This window comes from Paraburkholderia phytofirmans OLGA172, from assembly GCF_001634365.1.
In the GTDB taxonomy this organism is placed as follows: domain Bacteria; phylum Pseudomonadota; class Gammaproteobacteria; order Burkholderiales; family Burkholderiaceae; genus Paraburkholderia.
In genome coordinates this window covers 1,978,363-1,996,005 of record NZ_CP014578.1, presented here as the reverse complement: position 1 = coordinate 1,996,005, position 17,643 = coordinate 1,978,363, and the positions used below count along the sequence as shown (strand labels likewise).

At 57.8% G+C, this 17,643-nt stretch carries 19 protein-coding genes; 11 read left to right on the top strand and 8 right to left on the bottom strand.

Features of this window, described 5'->3' with window-relative positions; genetic code table 11:
• Positions 1–272 precede the first annotated feature (272 nt).
• Positions 273–917: a flavin reductase family protein gene (locus AYM40_RS08525; protein ID WP_063495835.1), complete on the top strand. Its 645-nt coding sequence runs from the start codon at positions 273–275 to the stop codon at positions 915–917.
• Between the two features lie 141 nt (positions 918–1,058).
• On the opposite strand, the gene AYM40_RS08520 is transcribed toward AYM40_RS08525, so the two are convergent.
• The 4 genes from AYM40_RS08520 to AYM40_RS08505 form a co-directional block, all read right to left on the bottom strand.
• Positions 1,059–2,171 (bottom strand): porin, encoded by a 1,113-nt coding sequence (locus AYM40_RS08520; protein ID WP_063495834.1) that lies wholly within the window; start codon positions 2,169–2,171, stop codon positions 1,059–1,061.
• Positions 2,172–2,319: 148 nt separating this feature from the next.
• Positions 2,320–3,627, bottom strand: coding sequence for an MFS transporter (locus tag AYM40_RS08515; protein ID WP_063495833.1), 1,308 nt, complete (start codon positions 3,625–3,627; stop codon positions 2,320–2,322).
• A gap of 138 nt (positions 3,628–3,765) precedes the next feature.
• On the bottom strand, positions 3,766–5,310 hold the full coding sequence (locus tag AYM40_RS08510; RefSeq protein ID WP_063495832.1) for an acyl-CoA synthetase: 1,545 nt from the start codon (positions 5,308–5,310) through the stop codon (positions 3,766–3,768).
• 116 nt (positions 5,311–5,426) lie between these two features.
• Positions 5,427–6,377, bottom strand: coding sequence for an alpha/beta hydrolase (locus AYM40_RS08505; RefSeq protein WP_201788159.1), 951 nt, complete (start codon positions 6,375–6,377; stop codon positions 5,427–5,429).
• 282 nt (positions 6,378–6,659) lie between these two features.
• On the opposite strand from AYM40_RS08505, the gene AYM40_RS41320 reads away from it, so the two are divergent.
• The 5 genes from AYM40_RS41320 (at position 6,660) to AYM40_RS08485 (ending at position 9,771) form a co-directional block, all read left to right on the top strand.
• Positions 6,660–6,797: a hypothetical protein gene (locus AYM40_RS41320; RefSeq protein WP_158515260.1), complete on the top strand. Its 138-nt coding sequence runs from the start codon at positions 6,660–6,662 to the stop codon at positions 6,795–6,797.
• A 97-nt stretch (positions 6,798–6,894) separates the two neighbouring features.
• Positions 6,895–7,575 (top strand): TetR/AcrR family transcriptional regulator, encoded by a 681-nt coding sequence (locus AYM40_RS08500; protein WP_148662140.1) that lies wholly within the window; start codon positions 6,895–6,897, stop codon positions 7,573–7,575.
• A gap of 392 nt (positions 7,576–7,967) precedes the next feature.
• Complete coding sequence (locus AYM40_RS08495) at positions 7,968–8,630, top strand: EthD family reductase (RefSeq protein WP_063495829.1); 663 nt, start codon at positions 7,968–7,970, stop codon at positions 8,628–8,630.
• Between the two features lie 185 nt (positions 8,631–8,815).
• Positions 8,816–8,998, top strand: coding sequence for an acyl-CoA/acyl-ACP dehydrogenase (locus AYM40_RS08490; RefSeq protein WP_063495828.1), 183 nt, complete (start codon positions 8,816–8,818; stop codon positions 8,996–8,998).
• The gene (locus AYM40_RS08485; protein ID WP_063495827.1) at positions 8,995–9,771 is read left to right on the top strand and encodes an SDR family NAD(P)-dependent oxidoreductase; all 777 of its coding nucleotides are present in this window, start codon (positions 8,995–8,997) and stop codon (positions 9,769–9,771) included. Before AYM40_RS08490 ends, AYM40_RS08485 begins: the two co-directional genes overlap by 4 nt.
• An 86-nt stretch (positions 9,772–9,857) precedes the next feature.
• On the opposite strand, the gene AYM40_RS08480 is transcribed toward AYM40_RS08485, so the two are convergent.
• The 3 genes from AYM40_RS08480 to AYM40_RS08470 form a co-directional block, all read right to left on the bottom strand.
• Positions 9,858–10,286, bottom strand: a complete 429-nt coding sequence (locus tag AYM40_RS08480) for a nuclear transport factor 2 family protein (RefSeq protein ID WP_063495826.1) — start codon at positions 10,284–10,286, stop codon at positions 9,858–9,860.
• 116 nt (positions 10,287–10,402) lie between these two features.
• Positions 10,403–10,885 (bottom strand): MarR family winged helix-turn-helix transcriptional regulator, encoded by a 483-nt coding sequence (locus AYM40_RS08475; RefSeq protein WP_063495825.1) that lies wholly within the window; start codon positions 10,883–10,885, stop codon positions 10,403–10,405.
• A 50-nt stretch (positions 10,886–10,935) separates the two neighbouring features.
• Entirely contained in the window at positions 10,936–11,745 is an 810-nt protein-coding gene (locus AYM40_RS08470) for an alpha/beta fold hydrolase (RefSeq protein ID WP_063495824.1), read from the bottom strand.
• Positions 11,746–11,865: 120 nt separating this feature from the next.
• Here AYM40_RS08470 and AYM40_RS08465 point away from each other — a divergent pair, with 120 nt between their 5' ends.
• The 4 genes from AYM40_RS08465 to AYM40_RS08450 all read left to right on the top strand — a co-directional run bounded on the left by AYM40_RS08465 (position 11,866) and on the right by AYM40_RS08450 (position 15,413).
• Positions 11,866–12,267 carry a tautomerase family protein gene (locus AYM40_RS08465; protein WP_063495823.1) on the top strand — a complete coding sequence of 134 codons (402 nt, stop codon included), beginning with the start codon at positions 11,866–11,868 and terminating at the stop codon, positions 12,265–12,267.
• Between the two features lie 259 nt (positions 12,268–12,526).
• Positions 12,527–13,423 (top strand): alpha/beta hydrolase, encoded by an 897-nt coding sequence (locus AYM40_RS08460; protein WP_063495822.1) that lies wholly within the window; start codon positions 12,527–12,529, stop codon positions 13,421–13,423.
• A 15-nt stretch (positions 13,424–13,438) separates the two neighbouring features.
• Positions 13,439–14,227, top strand: a complete 789-nt coding sequence (locus tag AYM40_RS08455) for an enoyl-CoA hydratase/isomerase family protein (RefSeq protein WP_063495821.1) — start codon at positions 13,439–13,441, stop codon at positions 14,225–14,227.
• A 445-nt stretch (positions 14,228–14,672) separates the two neighbouring features.
• Positions 14,673–15,413 carry a carbonic anhydrase gene (locus tag AYM40_RS08450; RefSeq protein WP_063495820.1) on the top strand — a complete coding sequence of 247 codons (741 nt, stop codon included), beginning with the start codon at positions 14,673–14,675 and terminating at the stop codon, positions 15,411–15,413.
• Between the two features lie 29 nt (positions 15,414–15,442).
• Here the strand turns inward: AYM40_RS08450 and AYM40_RS08445 are convergent, their stop codons facing one another.
• Positions 15,443–16,426, bottom strand: coding sequence for a LysR family transcriptional regulator (locus AYM40_RS08445; RefSeq protein ID WP_181448419.1), 984 nt, complete (start codon positions 16,424–16,426; stop codon positions 15,443–15,445).
• A 158-nt stretch (positions 16,427–16,584) separates the two neighbouring features.
• Here AYM40_RS08445 and nudC point away from each other — a divergent pair, with 158 nt between their 5' ends.
• A complete protein-coding gene (nudC, locus tag AYM40_RS08440) occupies positions 16,585–17,568 on the top strand; it encodes an NAD(+) diphosphatase (RefSeq protein ID WP_063495819.1) in 984 nt (327 codons plus the stop codon).
• Positions 17,569–17,643: the final 75 nt, after the last annotated feature.

Here is a 17,643-nt window from a genome sequence, read left to right as displayed (position 1 = left end):
GTTGCGTCAGATAACTTGTGACCCATGGTGATGGCAAGGTTCATATCCCGTAACGCCGCAGTCCTTTAACACGCGACAAAGGAAAAGGAGCCGCAGACTCAGGCACCTCCCTGCACGCCTCAGTGTAGCCCCCTACGTTCTGGTTATTCAATGCCTTGAAAAGCGGAGTGCCTTTGGCATCGCCACGTTAACCAGACAACATAAACTCACCTCCACAAGCAGAGATTCACTTTGGACTGCGTGATACCTCGACAAAACATGAGGAGACGGAAATGGAACTGAAAGCACCGCACTATCATTTCTACGAACCTTCGCTTGGTCACGGATTACCCCACGACCCATTCAATGCGATTGTTGGCCCACGGCCAATTGGCTGGATCTCAACGCGGGATGCCAATGGGGTCGCCAACCTCGCGCCGTATAGCTTCTTCAACGCGTTCAACTACACGCCCCCCATCGTCGGATTTTCGAGCATAGGGTCGAAAGATTCGCTGCTGAACATTCGGGAAACGGGCCTTTTCGGCTGGAACCTGACAACACGCTCGCTCGCACACCAAATGAATACGAGCTCTGCGTCAACACCAAAGGAAATCGACGAATTCAAACTGGCGGGTTTGAGCTCATTGTCAGGACGCGTTGTGGACGTTCCATTGGTCGAGAAAAGTCCCGTCCGCTTCGAATGTCGTTGTACCCAAATTATCCAGCTCAAAAAGATTGATGGAGATGCCGTCCAGACATGGCTCGTACTCGGCGAGGTCGTGGGCGTTCATATCGACAAGACGCTTCTGCGTGACGGCGTCTACGATACAGCGGCCGCGCATCCGGTCCTGCGCGGTGGCGGCATGGCCGACTATTTCGAAATTTCTTCCGATGCGCATTTCCAGATGCATCGGCCTCGTTATCCAGGGTCTGCTTAAGACAGCAGGCGCTGCGCATTGCCGAGGCGCCGGTTAAAGGTTCCGAAGGCATTGGGTTGAGCCAGTACCTTCGGACACCAGCCGATACTCATGTCGGCAACTGGACGGCCTGCAGCGCGTTCGTCCCCCTCGATAAGGCAGTCAGAACAAGTGCCTGATACCAACCGAGAATGCTTTGGGGCTTGCTCCCAACACGGTGGGGTAATTGAGCGCGGCCGTTCCGGCCCACAAAATCGCCGCAGATCTCGAGTCGTTGTTGATCTGACCATAACTTGCATAGACGATCGTTCGTTTGGAAAGCGGATGCTCGTATGTAATGCCCAAGGTGGTTCCCGCGCCATGTCCGTTTGAATAGTCGAACTCTGTTCGCAGAGCCTCGGCGATGATCCGATCTGTGTAGATGACCGGAATGCGGACACCAAGCCAATACGTGTACGTATTCGAAAACGTCTGCGCGGTGATAGTCGTGTTGTCACTTGATGGATTAAAGCGGTAATAGCCAGCGAATACCTGTACCACCTTGAAGTCGAATGAACCACCCACCATCACTTCCGTCTCCCACGCGGGGTCCGCAAGCGGCGTTATATCCGCTGCATATTGGCGAAATCGCGTAAAGCTCGTCGTGAACATCACAGGCCCTGATGCATACGTCGCGCTGCCGCTCAACAATCTGCCACTGTCCCTCGAGTTTCCGTCCCCTGTAGAAACCATCAATCGGAGCGTCAGGTCATGTAGCACCCAGGTACCCAGAATCGAATTGTCGACACGGCTGGTTGCCTGAAACCCGGCATCCGAGGCGGTTGCCGACCGGCTTTGATATACGCCGTTTCCGCTGACTTGCGTATTGCCCCAGTAGATCTGTGCATTGGCGTCAGAGGCGATCAACGCCAGGCTCATTGGTGAATTCTGACGGCCTGCCGTGACGCTCCACCCCGATGTAGACGTCAGCCCGACCCATGCCTGGCGCCCAAACAACAGTCCGCCCTGTTGAAAAGCGCCAGTGTTGGTGGCAAAGCCATTTTCCACCACAAATTTCGCCTTCAGGCCCCCGCCCAGATCCTCCGTCCCCGTCAGGCCGAACCGGCTCCCGTTGCTGACCCCAGATTCCAGTGCAACGAGATTGCCGGATCCATTGCCCGATTTCGCATAGGTAATGGCCGTGTCGATGATCCCGTACAGCGTTACGTTGCTTTGGGCATGTGCATTGTTCATCAAGCAGATCAACCCAATCACCGCCAATCCGGATTTTTTCATTTCCATAACCATCCCAACTTGTTAGTTATACATAACATATCTCTTGCATGATCGCGTGAAATATGGATGCTACGGGCGTGACTTCTCCGCTATCCGATAGACGGGCTAACTGAATGTAGGTAGCGGATCGACTGAAAGACTGTTGATGCTAAACGCCGCTCGTCTGAAGATCGGCCCCTTTCGTCTCGGGCATGAACAGAATGGCAATAGTTGCCAGAACATTGAGGCCCACGGTATAGGCCGTGAAGATCCAATGCGACCCCATAGCGCTGAGCCATGTGTTCAGATAAGGAGCGGTGCCCCCGAACACGGCAGCCGAAAGCGAAGTCACAAATCCGATGCCGACTCCCCGCCCACCTGTCGCGAGTTGCTCGCACATCATTGCCGGATAGATGGAGCCCACGCTTGCGAACAGAACGAGCGCCACACTTTGCGCCACAAATAGCGACCAGCCGCTGCTGGTGAAAATCGCATCGAGTGGGAACGACAACAAAACAAAACCTACCGTGGTGACAAGGGCAAGCGGCCGACGTCCAACTTTGTCCGAGAGCCGGCCGAACAGTGGCATTGCAAGAAGGCAAATCAACTGCGCAGCCAGACTCGCGATGAACGCACTTTTTGCCGCTATGCCTTTCGTCACAATCGCATAGGAAGTAGCGAAGCTCAGCCACGTGTAGTAGACGACTACCGTAGCACTCAGCAGGACAAACATGCGAAGGCAGTTGAGGAAGTAAGCCCGCGAAAATTTCGTAGAGGAAGTTTTTTCAGCGGCGTGCCTTTTCGTCTTGCGAAATACCTCGGACTCCATTGCGGTACGCCGAAGATGAAACGTGTAGAGACCAAGCACCGCACCGAACCCGAACGGAATACGCCATCCCCATGAGAGCAAGTCTTGCGTGCTCAGCAGTTGCGTCAGAAGCACGCCAAGCAGGCTTCCGAGTATCACGCCTGCGGTGATACTCGAGAAAAAGCTGCTTGACCACATTCCCCGGGAGGCGGAGGGGGCGATCTCGCCTACGTAGACGTAAGCCGCGGCGCTCTCTCCTCCGTGTGCGAGACCTTGCACCAGACGGGCTGCAAGAAGCAACACCGAGGCAGCCAGTCCCGCTTTCGCATAAGACGGAATGAAAGCGATCAGCAAGCTTCCCGCGGCCATCAGCAGCATGGTTACGACGAGCGCGGTCCGGCGGCCATGAGTATCGGCGAATCTCCCGAATACCAGACCGCCGACTGGGCGAGCGACAAAACCCACCGCAAAGATCGCCAGCGTCTGCAAGAGCGCCGATACAGGATTGGCAGGGGCAAAGAGCGCCTTCGCGATGAATGGCGCGAACGTGGCGTAGATCGTCCAGTCGAACCACTCCAGGAGATTACCTGTGACTGTTATCCACAAGGCCCTTCGTTGCGCTCCGATGTCTTTGTCCGCATAGCGAATCTCCGTGAAAGTGTCAGACATGTCGTCTCCTTACTTCAATAGGAATAGTTGGGCGGCTCTTTCCGCCTGAAACAAGCGCCTGGAGAATGACTGCCGCATCGGGAAAGTCGCGGTGTAACTTCCGTCCGCGAAACCCGATGCATGTCCCACTGCACGACGCTAAGTACTCGACGAATATTCTTTGCGAAGCTCGGTCTTCAGTACCTTTCCAGCAGCCGACATCGGCCAGTCCCGGTTTCTTATGCTTACGCTTTTGGGAACCTTGTAACGGGCCAGTCGTTCGCGGCAGTGCTGTAACACGTCTTCGGCAGAGATAAAGAATCCTTCCTTGCAACTCACCACCGCATGCACGCTCTCGCCCCATGAAGGACTCGGCAAGCCGATTACCGCGCACATCTGTACTGCGGGATGCTGGTAGATCAAGTTCTCAACTTCAATCGAATAAACGTTTTCACCGCCTGAAATGATCAGATCCTTTATTCTATCTACGACGTAGAGAAAGCCGTTTTCATCCATGAAACCGATATCGCCAGTATGCAGCCAGCCCCCCGTAAGCGCCTCGCTCGTCTGTTCGGGCCGGTTCCAATAGCCCGCGGTGATATTGGCACCACGGGCACAGATTTCACCATTTTCTCCGGGCCGCACGCTCTCGCCGTTTTCGTCGAGAATGGCAAGCTCGACACCGAGCGAAGCCTGACCAGCCGAGCGGCGCCGCCTCCTATCCGTCAGGCCCAGATGGTCCTCGTGCTGAAGAATCGACAAGGTTGGCGAAGACTCGGTGAGCCCATATCCCTGTACGAGGCGCGTCACGGGCATCAACGAAATGATGTCGTCGATGACGCGTTCGGGCATCGGCGAACCGCCATAGTAGATTGTCTGCACCGAACTCAGATCGAACTCGCGCGCGCGCGGTGACGACGCAATGCGGTTGATCATTGTCGGCACGAGTGAAATATGCGTGATGCCGGATCGTTCTATTTCGTCCATGACCATGACCGCGTCGAACCGGGGAACAAAATAGTGTGTACCGCTAACCATCGTTGTCGCAAAGATTCCTGCCGTATCCGCGACGTGAAACATAGGGGAGGCGTGCAGATGCTTCATGGAGCGGGAAAGTGCAAGGGGGAAACACATACCGAGGCAGTGCGCCATGATGTTCGCGTGGGACAACATCACGCCCTTCGGCGCGCCCGTCGTGCCCCCGGTGTAGTAAATCGCCGCTGTATCGTCCCCGCTTCGTCCGGCGTCAACCCTCTCTTCGCCTGTCAACAAGCTCTCGTAGGGAAGCAGCCCGGAAGCCGCCGTGGCGCGGTCCATCGAAACGAGATGGCGCACGCCTGACCGCGCCACCGGCACCATCGAAACGAGGCTCTCGAATTCACCTCCGAGGGCCAGCACTACCGGCTTGCAGTCGGCAAGCACGATCTCGAGTTCGTGAGGACCGGTGCGCGTGTTGAGCGGAACAGCTATGGCCCCTGTCCAAAGTACCGCATAGTAAAGCTCCAGAAATCGAGCCGAATTGGCGGACAGGATCGCAACCCGGTCGCCTGCGTCGACACCCAGAGCCTGAAGGCCAAACGCAACTTGGGCGACCCGGCGCATCAATTCCGGCCAACTTAAGGTCCCCTCAGGCCCAGCAACCGCTGGTCCGGTAGGGTTGATCTGCGCCGCTCGCCGTATTGCAGCGGTAAGTTGTGTGTGCATTTGAATGTCGGTCCTCGAAATGGAGCATAGAATCGCGCGAGTGCGCCCACAAGATCGTGGAGATCACTCGCGCACAATCGGCGCCCGGAGACCCGGTAGTGTCACCGAAGCCGCTTCTACGCCTGCAGATGTTCCCTGAACCACTCGATCGCAGCTCCGCTCGTTTCGTCGAATTGCATCGTGTAGGTACCGAAGTGACCACCACCGTGAATCAGGACGCGCTTGGGTTCAAGCGCTTCGTTATAGACGGCCAATGCCAGTTCGGGCGCCGCAACGCGATCATGGCGCGCCACGATCATCAGCAACGGCGTGGGACTGATAAATCGCGCCATGGCACCGGGTTCGTATTCGGTCAGAAATTCCAGCGATCTGACGGTCACCTCGTTTAGCCAACCCTCTTCTTGCCGGCTAACCTCGATAAAATCGTCCGTGACTGGCGGCGGCAGCGCGCACGGTTCGTCGCCGTTCGTCGCGAAGACGGGAATCACCGTGTGTGGCGCCCCCAATCCTATGGCGCGTCGTTCCGCGCTGAAACGCTTTCTCCACGCCGACAATTGATCGGGCCTGAAAAGGCGCCCGGCGGTGGCATGTCCGCTCACGAAAGGGATCTGGCTTACGACGCACTTAACCCGCCGGTCGGACGCGCCGATATACAGAACGTGGCCGCCGGCATAACTCGATCCCCAGATGCCCACGCGGTCGGGATCGACGCCAGACTGCATCTGAGCGAAGGTGATGGCGTCACGGAAATCCGCGATCTGCTGATAGGGATCGATATGCTGCCTCACCTTACCGGCGCTGCGACCGAAACCGCGGTGGTCATAAAGAAGCACGGCAAAGCCTGCCTCGCAGAAGGCCTCGGCATATTGAGTCAAAGACGTGATCGTGCCGGAAAATCCGTGCACCATGACGATGACCGGCACTTTATTCGGCAGATCACGCATGTACATCCAGCCTCGGAGCGTGGTGCCGTCTTCCGTCTTGAATTCGATGTCTTGTCGCATGAGCGTTCCTTTATTGGGTTTGCAGAGAACATCCGTTGGAAATTGAGCGATGCCGGTTCGCATTCAAGCAACCGCGCTTTCATCATAATAATTTGCATTCCGAAATGCCCGTCCTGAAGCGATCCGTCGTCCCACCCCTTCCCTCGCCATCGTGAACTGCCCGGCGCTGTCGGCGGCTGATGCGCGAACTCGCGTCACCCGTCACCCGTCACCGGGGCCGCCCACTGCTGCCCAGGCTCAATCGTTCGAATCGCTCTCCAGGAGCTCGGTCATTTCGTTTGAATGATGTTAGTCGCCGTCAAAGTCGAATGTCAACGAAATTCCTCGATATAGGAATTTATCCCTATGTCGATACGCGGATCGCACGACGGGCAGCCGATCGGCGCGTTGGGGCAAACCTTTGGATTCGGCGCCGGCGCGCGGCCCGCACCGGAGCAACGCATTGCCCCGGCCGACGTTGCGTCGCCAGGGTTCGCCAGTTAAGATCTCTCGAATTCACAATGCTCTTACAGATCCGCACGCAGGTGGGGATCTCGAGGTAACGCGCGCCGTGCGCCTAACACCATCCAAATTCAGATCCGTGAAAAATCCTCCTCTTACGAATACGGCTGAAACTGTGGTCGCACCGAGGCGCCGCAAAGGTCGTCCATCCGCGCTCGATCCGAACGTCGGACAGGAAAAGATCATTGCAACGACCACTGCCCTTTTGAAAAAATACAGACCGGCGGAGTTGACGCAGAACCTCATTGCCGCGAAAGCGTCGATCGACCCCAAGCTAATCCGATACTATTTCGGCGATCTCGATGGCCTGCTTACCATCGTGCTCGAACGGCTGATCGATGGGCTCGGCGTCGTCATGGCCAAAGCCAGCACTGCCGGTGGAACGCCGACTGACCGCATGCGTAGCCGTATCGTGGCGCTAACCCGTTATGTCGTGGCGAACCCGAATCTCTGGCCCATGATTTCCGAACGCGTCTATGCATCGGATTCGAAATGGGCAAAGACCGTCCGGTTGGACTTGACAAAATCTGCCTATGTGCGGCTGCTTGCGGTCGTCGAAGACGGGCAAAAACAAGGCGAGTTTTCCACCAACTTTGACCCCCGTTTGCTGTACGTAGCGTTGCTGGGTCTTAGCGAGATTTTTGTCACCGCAAAGGCCATTATCGAGGAGTTGATTCCTGGCTCCCGGTCCGAGGCAGAGAAGATTTATGTCGACTTCGTTGTCAATCTGGTAATGCACGGTATTGCGCCGCACGACTGAGCGCAAATCCATTTCCGCACGCGGCGCGCCCGCCCCTCAGCTTGCCGGAGCCACATACGCTCCCGAACGATGCAACGACGTGAGGGCTTACCCGAGGTGCAAAAAGCCCGCCATCCCATACTTTCCCCTTGTCAGCCCCAAGACATGGGGTGTTCAGGCGAGCCCGACGGGGAGCGTCCCGAACGCTTGCACCAGAAATTTCCAACCACCACTTTTATTCCTCTCAAAAGGAATATATAGTGATTCCGTGCCGTCTGTCATGACACCCACAACCCGCGCCAACGGGTTGACCTATTCACTACCAGACGGTCGAATCGGCTGCAGGTGTTTTCGAAGACGAATCGCCCGGCAACGATATCGGTCGCCGTTCAGGCTCTATAAGGAGAGAAACGATGCTGAAAGTGTGTACGTTGTTCAAGCGAAAGGCCGGCCTTAGTGTGTCGGAGTACCAATCATATTGGGGTGCCGAGCATCCGAATTTCGTCAAGCGCTTGCCGGGGATTCTTGGCTACACTCAAAATCCGCCGTTAGCTGAAACCTTTGAAACAGACACTCCGATCTACGATGGCATCGTCGAACTCCTATTCCCGGACAGTGCGGCGCTGAAGCACTTATCGACAACCAAGGAGTATGAGGAACTCAATCGCGACGAAGAGCAATTTGTGGATCGCTCGACGATCCGGATTGTGCTGACAGATGAATCCGTCTTGAAGGACAGTGCGGCCGCGCGAGATAAACTCATCAAGCGTGTCACGTTCTTCAAGCGCTCACCCGCTCTTTCGCCGGAGGAGTTTCAGCAGCTTTGGCGCGAGAATTACGGAAGCGCCGTAGCGGCTTTGCCGGCGGTTCAGCGTTACGTTCAGTCGACACCCCGTCTGGCGGGTTATCGGGACGGACGTGAGCCCGAGTGGGACGGAATCGATATGTGCTGGTTCTCCAGCCTCCAACAGGCGCGACAAGACGGAGCATTGGCGTCGCTTGATGGGCTCATTGACCGCGATGTGCCAAACCGGCTCTACACCCGGGAAAGCGTCGTGATCAAACCGCGCGCTTAAAACGCGTCAGGACACCTTTGACGCGTTGCGGGAACGCCGGATACTTCTGTGAAGACCGAACACGGCTCGAACTCATGCTTACGGCATCAGTCTCACGGGCACGCCGGACGCGCAGCCGGGTTCGGTCCGGCGTTTCCGGTTCGCACTGCGAAAGCAATCCACTCCTGATAGTTGCCTCGTTGCTCATGACTTCGATAAACGATTCGCTGGACATGCTTCTTCCGCCATCAAGTGTGGCGTTGAAAGAGAAAACGCGCCGGTTCATTCAGGCCTATGCGCGCGAGCGCCTTGTCTTTGGTAAGCGGCTTGGCGAACATCAGGGCAGTACGGGTGAAAAGATTCTGACGAGCATGGAGCAAGACCTATGAAGAACACCGATGTCAACTTCGCGCTGGACGGGAAGCGAGTGCTCGTTACCGGCGCCTCCGAAGGACTGGGGCGTCACTTCGCGCAACTGCTGGCGCGCGCGGGCGCGACGGTGGCCATCGTGGCGCGCAACGCCGACAAGCTGGAGGAGCTCGCCAGCCAGATCGAAGCGGACGGCGGCACGGCCATCTGGACCACGATGGACGTTACCTGCTCCGAGAGCGTCGCACGCGGCCTCGATTTTTTCGTCTCAAGTGTGGGTGTACCGGATATCGTCGTCAACAATGCAGGACGCACCATCGCGAGGCCGATCCTCAAACAATCCGAGGCAGACTGGGACGCCGTCATCGACACGAACCTGAAAGGGTGCTGGCTCGTCGCAACCGAAGCGGCCCGCCGGATGGTCGAGGTCGGAAAGGAAGGTAACATCATCAATGTCGCGTCGATTCTGGGCCAGCGTGTTGCAGGCGGCGTCGCGCCTTACGCTATTTCAAAGGCCGGAGTGCTGCACGCCACCAAGGCAATGGCCCTTGAGTTCGCCCGCTTCGGCATTCGCGTCAATAGCCTGTTGCCAGGCTACATTTCGACCAATTTGAACCGGGAGTTTCTTGCCAGCGAAGATGGGATGCGACTGCGCAAGAGGATCCCGAGCAGGCGCTTGAACGAGATGACCGATCTGGATGGCCCTCTTCTGCTGCTGGCCTCGGACGCCGGTCGGGGGATGTCGGGCGCTTGCGTCGCAGTCGACGGCGCACACCTCGTGAGTTCGTTATGATCGGCAGCTTTCATGACAAGCGCGCGCTCGGCGCCATCGAAGCGTTCGTAGCGACGTCGGCGAACGCTTCGACCGTTATCGCGTTCTCAGCTCAGGATAAGCTTCGGGTAGCGACGCGGTTCACGCCCTTCAAGAACATCTCGCCCCCGTGCGGTATCCGCGTAAATGCGGCCATAAGCGATTTTGCCGTTGCTTACCTTGAAGAGAAAAAGATGTTCGTTCTCCATGGAGAAACCCGTTTGGGTTTTCGCGCGGGCAACCACGGGCACGAAAATATAGCCGTCAGACTCAACGACCGCCCTCAGGTCATAGTTGAAATACTCGTATTCTTTGTACACATGCGCCCAGAAGGCCAGAAATTCTTCTTTTCCCTTGTACGTTCCGCCGTACGGCAAGGAATCGGAGAATTCGAACAGGACATCGTCCGCCAGGGCGGCGATCAAGTCGGCCTTGTCGTTGGCTTCAAATCCGGTGAATGCCTTCCTGCAGGCTTCCACAAGGTGTTCGTTGTTCATTTTCGTCTCCACGAATATACGTTGATATGCGCCTATGAATTTAAAATAGCCTGGTCACTCATCTGATGATATGCCGGGTGTCGCCCGACATATCCGTTCCTGCCGCCGTGACCTTGCTATGCGTCAGCGTCGGCCACACTGTCCGCCCACGGGTCAAAACCACTGTCCAGCACGGCCCTGAGCGCATCCCGAAGCCGCGCGGCCGGCGACTTGCCATACGCACCTTCGAACGTCGACTGGACTTCACTCCACAAGGGAAGCGCCTTTTTATACCTGGCGAGCCCCGCCTTTGTGATAGCCGCCTGCTTCGCGCGTCTGTCCTCCTTGGACGGAACGATATCGATCAATCCGTCTCGCTCCAAAGGCTTCAGATTCGACGTCAGCGTGGTCCGGTCCATGGCTATTGCTCCGGCCAGCTCCCCCATCGTGATCGATCCGCTTCTTACGAGCTTGTGAAGAATGGAAAACTGCGTGATCCGAAGGTCGGCGGGACTCAATGCCTTGTCATACACCGCGGTGAGATAGCGCGATGCCTGCCTCGCAGCGAGACAATTGCACAGCCCGTCGATGTTGGGAAGCGTGTCTTCGTTCCGTGTCATGAGCGTCTGCTCGATATTCCCTGATACCAGGAATATACGCTCATATCCGCTTATTGCAACCGGACGCTATCCAGGGAGTCCGCCTGAGGGACCGGTAAAGCGCATTCGGAGAGAAAGCCCTCAATGGCAGCCGCAGTATCGCCAGGTTGTTCGAGGTGCGGCCAATGTCCCGATTGCTCGATCCGCACCAGTCTGGCGTTCGGAAAGCGGGTATGCGCCATCTCCGCAACTGCTTCGATGGGCACGACCGGATCCTCTTGCGCTCCGGCAATGAGTACAGGGCCGGCATAGGAACACGGCGCATTGCCTGCGGAGTCGCCGCCACTGAACGCGTCAAAGTATCCTTCTACCGCCGCAACGCCCATCAGAACCTCCTCGCGAACCAGACGTTCGATTTCCTGCTCCGGGAGATTGCGCGAAAAGTGCCTCCGAATCTCTCGCTGCGCGGCCGAATTACCGCCTGAAGTACGCAGGAACGACACCGCTTCAGGAGGCAACTGACTCCCAGCCAACGAGACCGGCGTCAGAAGCACTAGCGCGGCGACGCGCTCAGGGAACTTCATGGCAGCCAGTTCGGCGATCTGGCCACCCATGCTGTGCCCGACAAGCACCACCCGCTCCATTTGGTGTTTCTCGATCAGGCGCTGAACGTCGGCCGCTGCCTGTGCCAGGGTGTAGGGACCACCATCCTCCCGCAACGAGCCCGCTCCTCGCAAATCGAGCGTGTAGTGCACATACGAGGTTGATTCGAGCTGCTCTATGAGCGGCGACCAAACCGTACGATTGTCGAGAAAACCATGCACGAACACCAAAGAAAGCGGTGTCCGGCTTGTTTTGCTTGCTGATGTGACGACTGACATTTGCCCCTCCTAGTGCAGCGAATCTGAATCTTGCCAAGTACCGCGATGGCACCTATTATGCGCATATCAACTTATTTTTGCGCTCGTGGTAAACACGAAGCCTCACTTCACGGAGACATCATGCCCGTTTTTCACGCCCACATTCCCGCCGGTCGATTCTCGAAGGATCAGAAGAAAGCCATTGGTAATTCGCTGAACCGCTCGCTCGTGGAGGGACTCGGGATTCCGCCGGGCGACCGTTTCATCATGATTAGCGAGCACGGAGAGGACGAGTTGTTCATCGACCCCACCTTCATGGAGATGAGTCGGACCGCTGACGCAATGATTGTCACCGTGCTTATCGGCGCGCACCGCCCTCTCGACGACAAGCAGAAACTTCTCGCGGCGATCACCCGGCTGCTTCACGAAAACGTTGGCATTTCTCCGGACGATGTATTTATCGCCTTGGTACCGGTACCGAATGAAAATTTCTCTTTTGGCCGGGGCGTAGCCCAACTGGCAGAAGTTTCGCCCCGCTGGTGAGCACTGCGATAGGCTGGCGTTCGCCGTTCTTTGCATGGCGGAAATGGATTGTTCGATATCCGTAACATGTGAATTCATTCCGGCTGTATCAATCGACTACGACCGCTCGCTATCATGGTTTCAGTTACTCACTGGTGGAAACAGACTGAAGAGTCCATCAACAGGTCCGGTCTTGCGAAGCGCCCCTATCTATGGCTAAGCGATCGATTCGAATCGATCTCCCTGATACAACTGATTCTGTAATGCACAAGGAACGAAGATGACAACGCGGTTGGATGTGGAGTTTGAGGTTGAAGGCAATGAGCGACTGCGCGCTTGGCTGTTTGTGCCAGACGGGGCCACTGAACCCCGCCCAGCCATTTCGATGGCACATGGATATGCCGGCGTAAGGGAACATGGTCTGGAGCCGTTCGCGCGTGCTTTTGCTGATGCGGGCTTCGTCGTGCTGTTGCACGATCATCGTAATTTCGGGGCGAGCGACGGTGCGGTTCGGCAAGACGTGGATCCGTGGCGTCAGATCGCCGACTGGCGCCGGGCCATTTCCTACCTGGAGGAGCGACCCGAGGTCGATGCGTCGCGCATCGGCGTGTGGGGAACAAGCTACGCGGGTGGCCACGTTATCGTTCTCGGCGCGACCGACCGCAGGATACGTGCCGTTCTCTCGCAGGTTCCGACCATCAGCGGTTATGAACAGGGGCTGCGACGCATCCCTCCGGAGGGGATCACCGCGCTCGAAAGCGCACTTTCGGAAGATGAACGCGCGCAAGCTCGAGGCGAGCCGCCGCGTCGGCAAGCCGTTGTGAGTGCGGATCCTACGGTTCCCGCGTCATATCGCGCACAGGACGCCATCGATTTCTATCTGCAGTCCATGCCCCCTGGCATCTGGGAAAACAACGTGACGATTCGTTCGACCCGCGGGGCGCGCATGTACGAACCTGGCGTATGGGTTTCCCGCGTGTCGCCAACCCCGCTGTTGATGGTCGTCGCGCTGAACGACACAATCACGGTGACGGATCTTGCGCTCAAGGCCTATGAACAGGCCCTGCAGCCAAAGCGGCTGGTCACCATTCCGGGCGGACATTTCGACCCTTATCTGGGACAGTTCCCTGCTGCGAGTTCGGCAGCCGTTGCCTGGTTCAAAGAGCACCTTTCCTGAGCGAGGAAGGATTTCATGCCACACCTGACGCACTCGATCGAAGACGGTATGGCCGTCATCACCTTGCATAATCCGCCTCAGAACCGCCTTACACCGCAAATGGTCGACGAGTTGGATGCGGCGCTTACCGCGGTCGGCGAAAGCGATGCACGAGCGTTGCTGGTACGCGCCGAAGGCCCTGATTTCAGCTTCGGTGGCGATATCGTGGACTGGCCGGATATGAGTGCACGCGAACTTCGCACGCTGTTCGAGCGGTATATGAACTGCTTCAATCGGTTCGAGCGGCTATCGATTCCCACGGTCGCCGCGGTTCAAGGACTATGCTTCGGTGGCGGGCTCGAGTTGGCTGTACGCGCAGACATCATTTTTGCAGCGGAAACGGCTCGTTTTGGTCACCCGGAGCAATCGCTCGCCATCGTGACCCTACTAGGCGGGGTTTATCGCATTGCAGAGAGAGCCGGTCGCTCGAAAGCGATCGAATGGGCCTTGACGTCGGAGCAGGTGCCAGCAGCGGTCATGGAGCGTCACGGCGTGGTGAATCGGGTCGTGCCTGACGGCGAGCTGGCCGATGAAGCGACGGCGTTCGTGGTCAAGCTCGCTGCGGGGCCGACTCGCGCTCATGCAGCTCACAAGGCGCTCCTGCGAATCTGGGCAACAGGCGGTGTTACTGCGGCCGACGAGGCCATGTTTGACATTGCCATGCCGCTTTTCGATAGCAAGGACGTCAAGCTGGCGCTGCCAGCATCCGTCGAAGCCTTCCTGGCGAAGAAGCCACGGCCCGTTTTTCCGTTCACGGGTGAGTAGATCACTGCTGATGAATCCTGGATCACCGCACTGGTCGTTCATAGATTTCGCGTGTTCAAAGAACATGAACACGCATCCGCCAAGAACGACAAACGCGCGGCGTTCAATTATTTTACTTGTTCATACGAACACCAATTTAATCTGAACACCAATGCTCCCGCGCCATCTCACGGACGCCGGGGAGCCCTCGCCTAAACCAACCGTCTCTGTCGCCGGCTTCACGCCTGGGCCAGCGCCTCGTGTTGCTGGCAGTTGCAGAGTTTTCCGGGCACGGCTCCTGCCGACCGTATAGACTCAAACCCATGCAAGTTAGTTGATCTATCTCGTGGCGTTGGGCCGCCACGTGAAGCGCACATAGCCGGCGATCGGTGTGCCAGTTGCGTCGTGATGCGGCAAGACACCTGTTTGCTTGCCGAATGCACCCAGCAATGACGGAGGAAAGCAAATGTGTGATCTATGTGGTGATGCGCAGCACGAGCCTCAAGTATCGCGCCGGGATTTCCTGAAGACCGGCGCACTCGCGGCGCTCCTACCGTGGAGCGTGGGTGCCGCGATCGCGGCCGAGCCGCCAGCGCCAGGCGCATCGCCACCACCGAACTCGATCGAGCCTGCGGACGCGTTGAAGCGGTTGATGGATGGCAATGCGCGCTACGCGGCCAACGCACCGAACGAGCGCGACTTCTCATCGGGGCGTGCCGCCCGTGTCCAGGGACAGTATCCGATTGCCACGATCCTGAGCTGCGCCGATTCGCGCGTGGCGCCGGAGTTCGCGTTCGATCAGGGGCCGGGCGATCTTTTCGTGTTACGCGTCGCGGGTAACGTCGTGAACCCGGATCTGCTGGCATCCGTCGAATACGGCGCCCAGTTCCTGGGGGTGCCGCTAATCATGGTGCTAGGCCACACCGGATGCGGCGCGGTCGACGCCGCAATCAAAGTGCTGAAGGCCAAGACGGTCCTTCCGGGCCATTTGCCGGGACTCATCGCCGCGATCAAACCGGCCGTCATCGCCGCCGGGAAAATGCAGACCGGCAATTTGCTGGACAACGCGGTCGCCGAGAACGTGCGACGGCAGGTGGCTCAACTGAAGAACTCACCGCCGATCGTCCAAAAACTTTACGCGGGCAAGAAGATCGACATTGTTGGCGGCGTGTATGACCTTGCCACCGGCAAGATTGCACTCGTCTAAATCGTTTTGGTTCTGCGCATGGTATGCGTTTACATTTCTCCCGGCAGACGGCTATTCCGGGCGCCACCTCTTTCAGCAACCCCAGCGCCGGAGTTCAAATAGGCATCCAGGTCATGCGACATCGCGGTAGAGCGCTCCACGAGGAAGTCGAGGAGCGCCCGCACGCGTGGCGCCATATACCTGCTACGTTGGTACAGGGCGTGCACAGGAACATCCGGAGACCGCCACTCCGGCATCAGAATAGTTAGTTTCCCCGTGCGCAGGTCCGATGCGATGTCCCATACCGATTTCATCGCTATACCGTAACCAGCCACTGCCCACTCGCGCGCGAGCGCACCGTCGTTGGTCTCCCTGGCATTTGCAAGGGGCACGGTATAAGTCTCGACCTCACCGCCGCGCGTGAACCGCCAGTCGTTCGCAGGCCCGGATGCCGTCGCAAGGATGATGCAATCGAACCGCTCCAAATCCTGCGGGCGCTCAGGCACCCCGTGCGTTGTCACATACTCGGGCGACGCACAAAGCACGCGTCGATTAGGCCCCAGGCGCCGTGCGACAAGCGAACTGTCTGGGGGCACGCCAAATCGGATCGCAAGGTCAATGTCGTCGAACAACAGATTCGACAACGAATCGGACAAGATCAACGCGAGCGTGACCTCCGGATATTGCACGTTGAACTCGTCAAGCCAGCCCTTGAGGACATGGCGCCCGAAATCCGAGGTAGCCGAAATCCGCACCTTCCCGCGAACAATGCTCCGACCGGCATGTAGCGCCGCATGCGCATCCTCCAGGGACTGAAGCGCCTGCTGACAATGCAGCAGATAAATCCGCCCCTCCTCGGTGAGCCTTAGCTGGCGCGTCGTGCGTTCAAACAGCCGCGTATGCAGGCTCGTCTCCAGTTTCACGAGGCGTGCGCTCGCGGCAGCGGGAGACAGCCCGAGCTTACGTCCGGCCGCCGATAGCCCGCCCAGGTTCGCCGCTTCGACAAAAAGCCGGATGTCGCCGAGGTTCTCCACCATACTTCCGTTATTTTTGAAGTTCATTCAAAATCGTACGCCAATTATCAAAGTGCGCTGAGCTTCGCACAATGTGCAACTTAAGTACTCAGGCGGCGCCCCCTTAATTGCACGGGACCCCATGCCAACCCGGCGTAACCGTACCGAAAGATACTTCCATGTCCATCCTTGATCCGTCCACCGCTATCGGCTTTGCCTTCAACCCGCTCGACCGGCGAAACGAAAAGCGCGACGATGCCACGTTTATCGATAGTTTGCGACACGATCCGTCAACACGTTTTATCGTCTTCTCCGCGGATATTCCAGTGCTGAAGCGCGGTAATGAACATGAAATTCTTTTCTCGGCAAGCGAAGTGTCTGAGTTCGGCCCCCCGGTTCAGGTCGTTTTTCTAGGACAGGCTGACACCGGGTCGGCACGCTTCGCCCTCGGGTTCGATCAGGGTGTGTTCGCTCCCCCTTCACTGTCGGCACGCTTCGAACTGATCGATCTGCGTTCAATTGCAGTTAGCGGCCTGGTCCCGCCCGGTCTACTGGGCGCACTCGGTCAGGCCAAAGCAATGCTCGATTGGCATCGGCGCCATCGCTTCTGCGCGAATTGCGGCCAACCGAGCCGGGCGTCGGCCGCAGGCTGGCGACGTTCGTGCGACGCTTGCGGATCGCAACATTTTCCACGAGTCGATCCGGTCGTGATCATGTTAGGCATCAACGGCGATCACTGTCTGCTGGGACGTCAGCGTCAGTTCGCAACGGGCATGTACTCGGCGCTTGCCGGCTTCGTTGAGCCCGGCGAAACAGTGGAAGACGCGGTACGCCGCGAAGTGCTTGAGGAGGCCGGCGTGCATTGTTCTCAGGTCACCTATTTCGCATCTCAGCCCTGGCCGTTTCCGTCATCACTGATGATCGGCTGTTTCGCTCGGGCGAACGATACGGAAATCATCGTTGACACGACAGAACTGGAAGACGCGCGCTGGTTTTCACGAGAAGAAGTCGCCGAAATGTTGTCCGGCACGCACGCTAAAGGACTGTCCGCACCCAAGCCCTTCGCCATTGCACACCATCTGCTCCGCGCGTTCGCCAATGAAGGCGCTGCGGTTCTGCGCACTACTGAACCGGTTTCACCGTCGCCTGCTTCGTCAAACTAAACAGATTCCGTCCGTGCCGGCAGCCTTGCGCTTTTCAACGAGCCGAGCGAACCCGCCCGGTCGGCAGGCTGACGC

Bases quoted from the DNA above. Each gene is read 5' to 3' on its own strand.
- AYM40_RS08520 (WP_063495834.1), bottom strand. From the start codon at position 2,171: ATGAAAAAATCCGGATTGGCGGTGATTGGGTTGATCTGCTTGATGAAC.
- AYM40_RS08485 (WP_063495827.1), top strand. From the start codon at position 8,995: ATGAAGAACACCGATGTCAACTTCGCGCTGGACGGGAAGCGAGTGCTC.
- nudC (WP_063495819.1), top strand. From the start codon at position 16,585: ATGTCCATCCTTGATCCGTCCACCGCTATCGGCTTTGCCTTCAACCCG.
- AYM40_RS08480 (WP_063495826.1), bottom strand. From the start codon at position 10,286: ATGAACAACGAACACCTTGTGGAAGCCTGCAGGAAGGCATTCACCGGA.
- AYM40_RS08470 (WP_063495824.1), bottom strand. From the start codon at position 11,745: ATGTCAGTCGTCACATCAGCAAGCAAAACAAGCCGGACACCGCTTTCT.
- AYM40_RS08460 (WP_063495822.1), top strand. From the start codon at position 12,527: ATGACAACGCGGTTGGATGTGGAGTTTGAGGTTGAAGGCAATGAGCGA.
- AYM40_RS41320 (WP_158515260.1), top strand. From the start codon at position 6,660: ATGTCGATACGCGGATCGCACGACGGGCAGCCGATCGGCGCGTTGGGG.
- AYM40_RS08510 (WP_063495832.1), bottom strand. From the start codon at position 5,310: ATGCACACACAACTTACCGCTGCAATACGGCGAGCGGCGCAGATCAAC.
- AYM40_RS08455 (WP_063495821.1), top strand. From the start codon at position 13,439: ATGCCACACCTGACGCACTCGATCGAAGACGGTATGGCCGTCATCACC.
- AYM40_RS08495 (WP_063495829.1), top strand. From the start codon at position 7,968: ATGCTGAAAGTGTGTACGTTGTTCAAGCGAAAGGCCGGCCTTAGTGTG.
- AYM40_RS08450 (WP_063495820.1), top strand. From the start codon at position 14,673: ATGTGTGATCTATGTGGTGATGCGCAGCACGAGCCTCAAGTATCGCGC.
- AYM40_RS08515 (WP_063495833.1), bottom strand. From the start codon at position 3,627: ATGTCTGACACTTTCACGGAGATTCGCTATGCGGACAAAGACATCGGA.
- AYM40_RS08465 (WP_063495823.1), top strand. From the start codon at position 11,866: ATGCCCGTTTTTCACGCCCACATTCCCGCCGGTCGATTCTCGAAGGAT.
- AYM40_RS08525 (WP_063495835.1), top strand. From the start codon at position 273: ATGGAACTGAAAGCACCGCACTATCATTTCTACGAACCTTCGCTTGGT.
- AYM40_RS08475 (WP_063495825.1), bottom strand. From the start codon at position 10,885: ATGACACGGAACGAAGACACGCTTCCCAACATCGACGGGCTGTGCAAT.
- AYM40_RS08490 (WP_063495828.1), top strand. From the start codon at position 8,816: ATGACTTCGATAAACGATTCGCTGGACATGCTTCTTCCGCCATCAAGT.
- AYM40_RS08505 (WP_201788159.1), bottom strand. From the start codon at position 6,377: ATGCGAACCGGCATCGCTCAATTTCCAACGGATGTTCTCTGCAAACCC.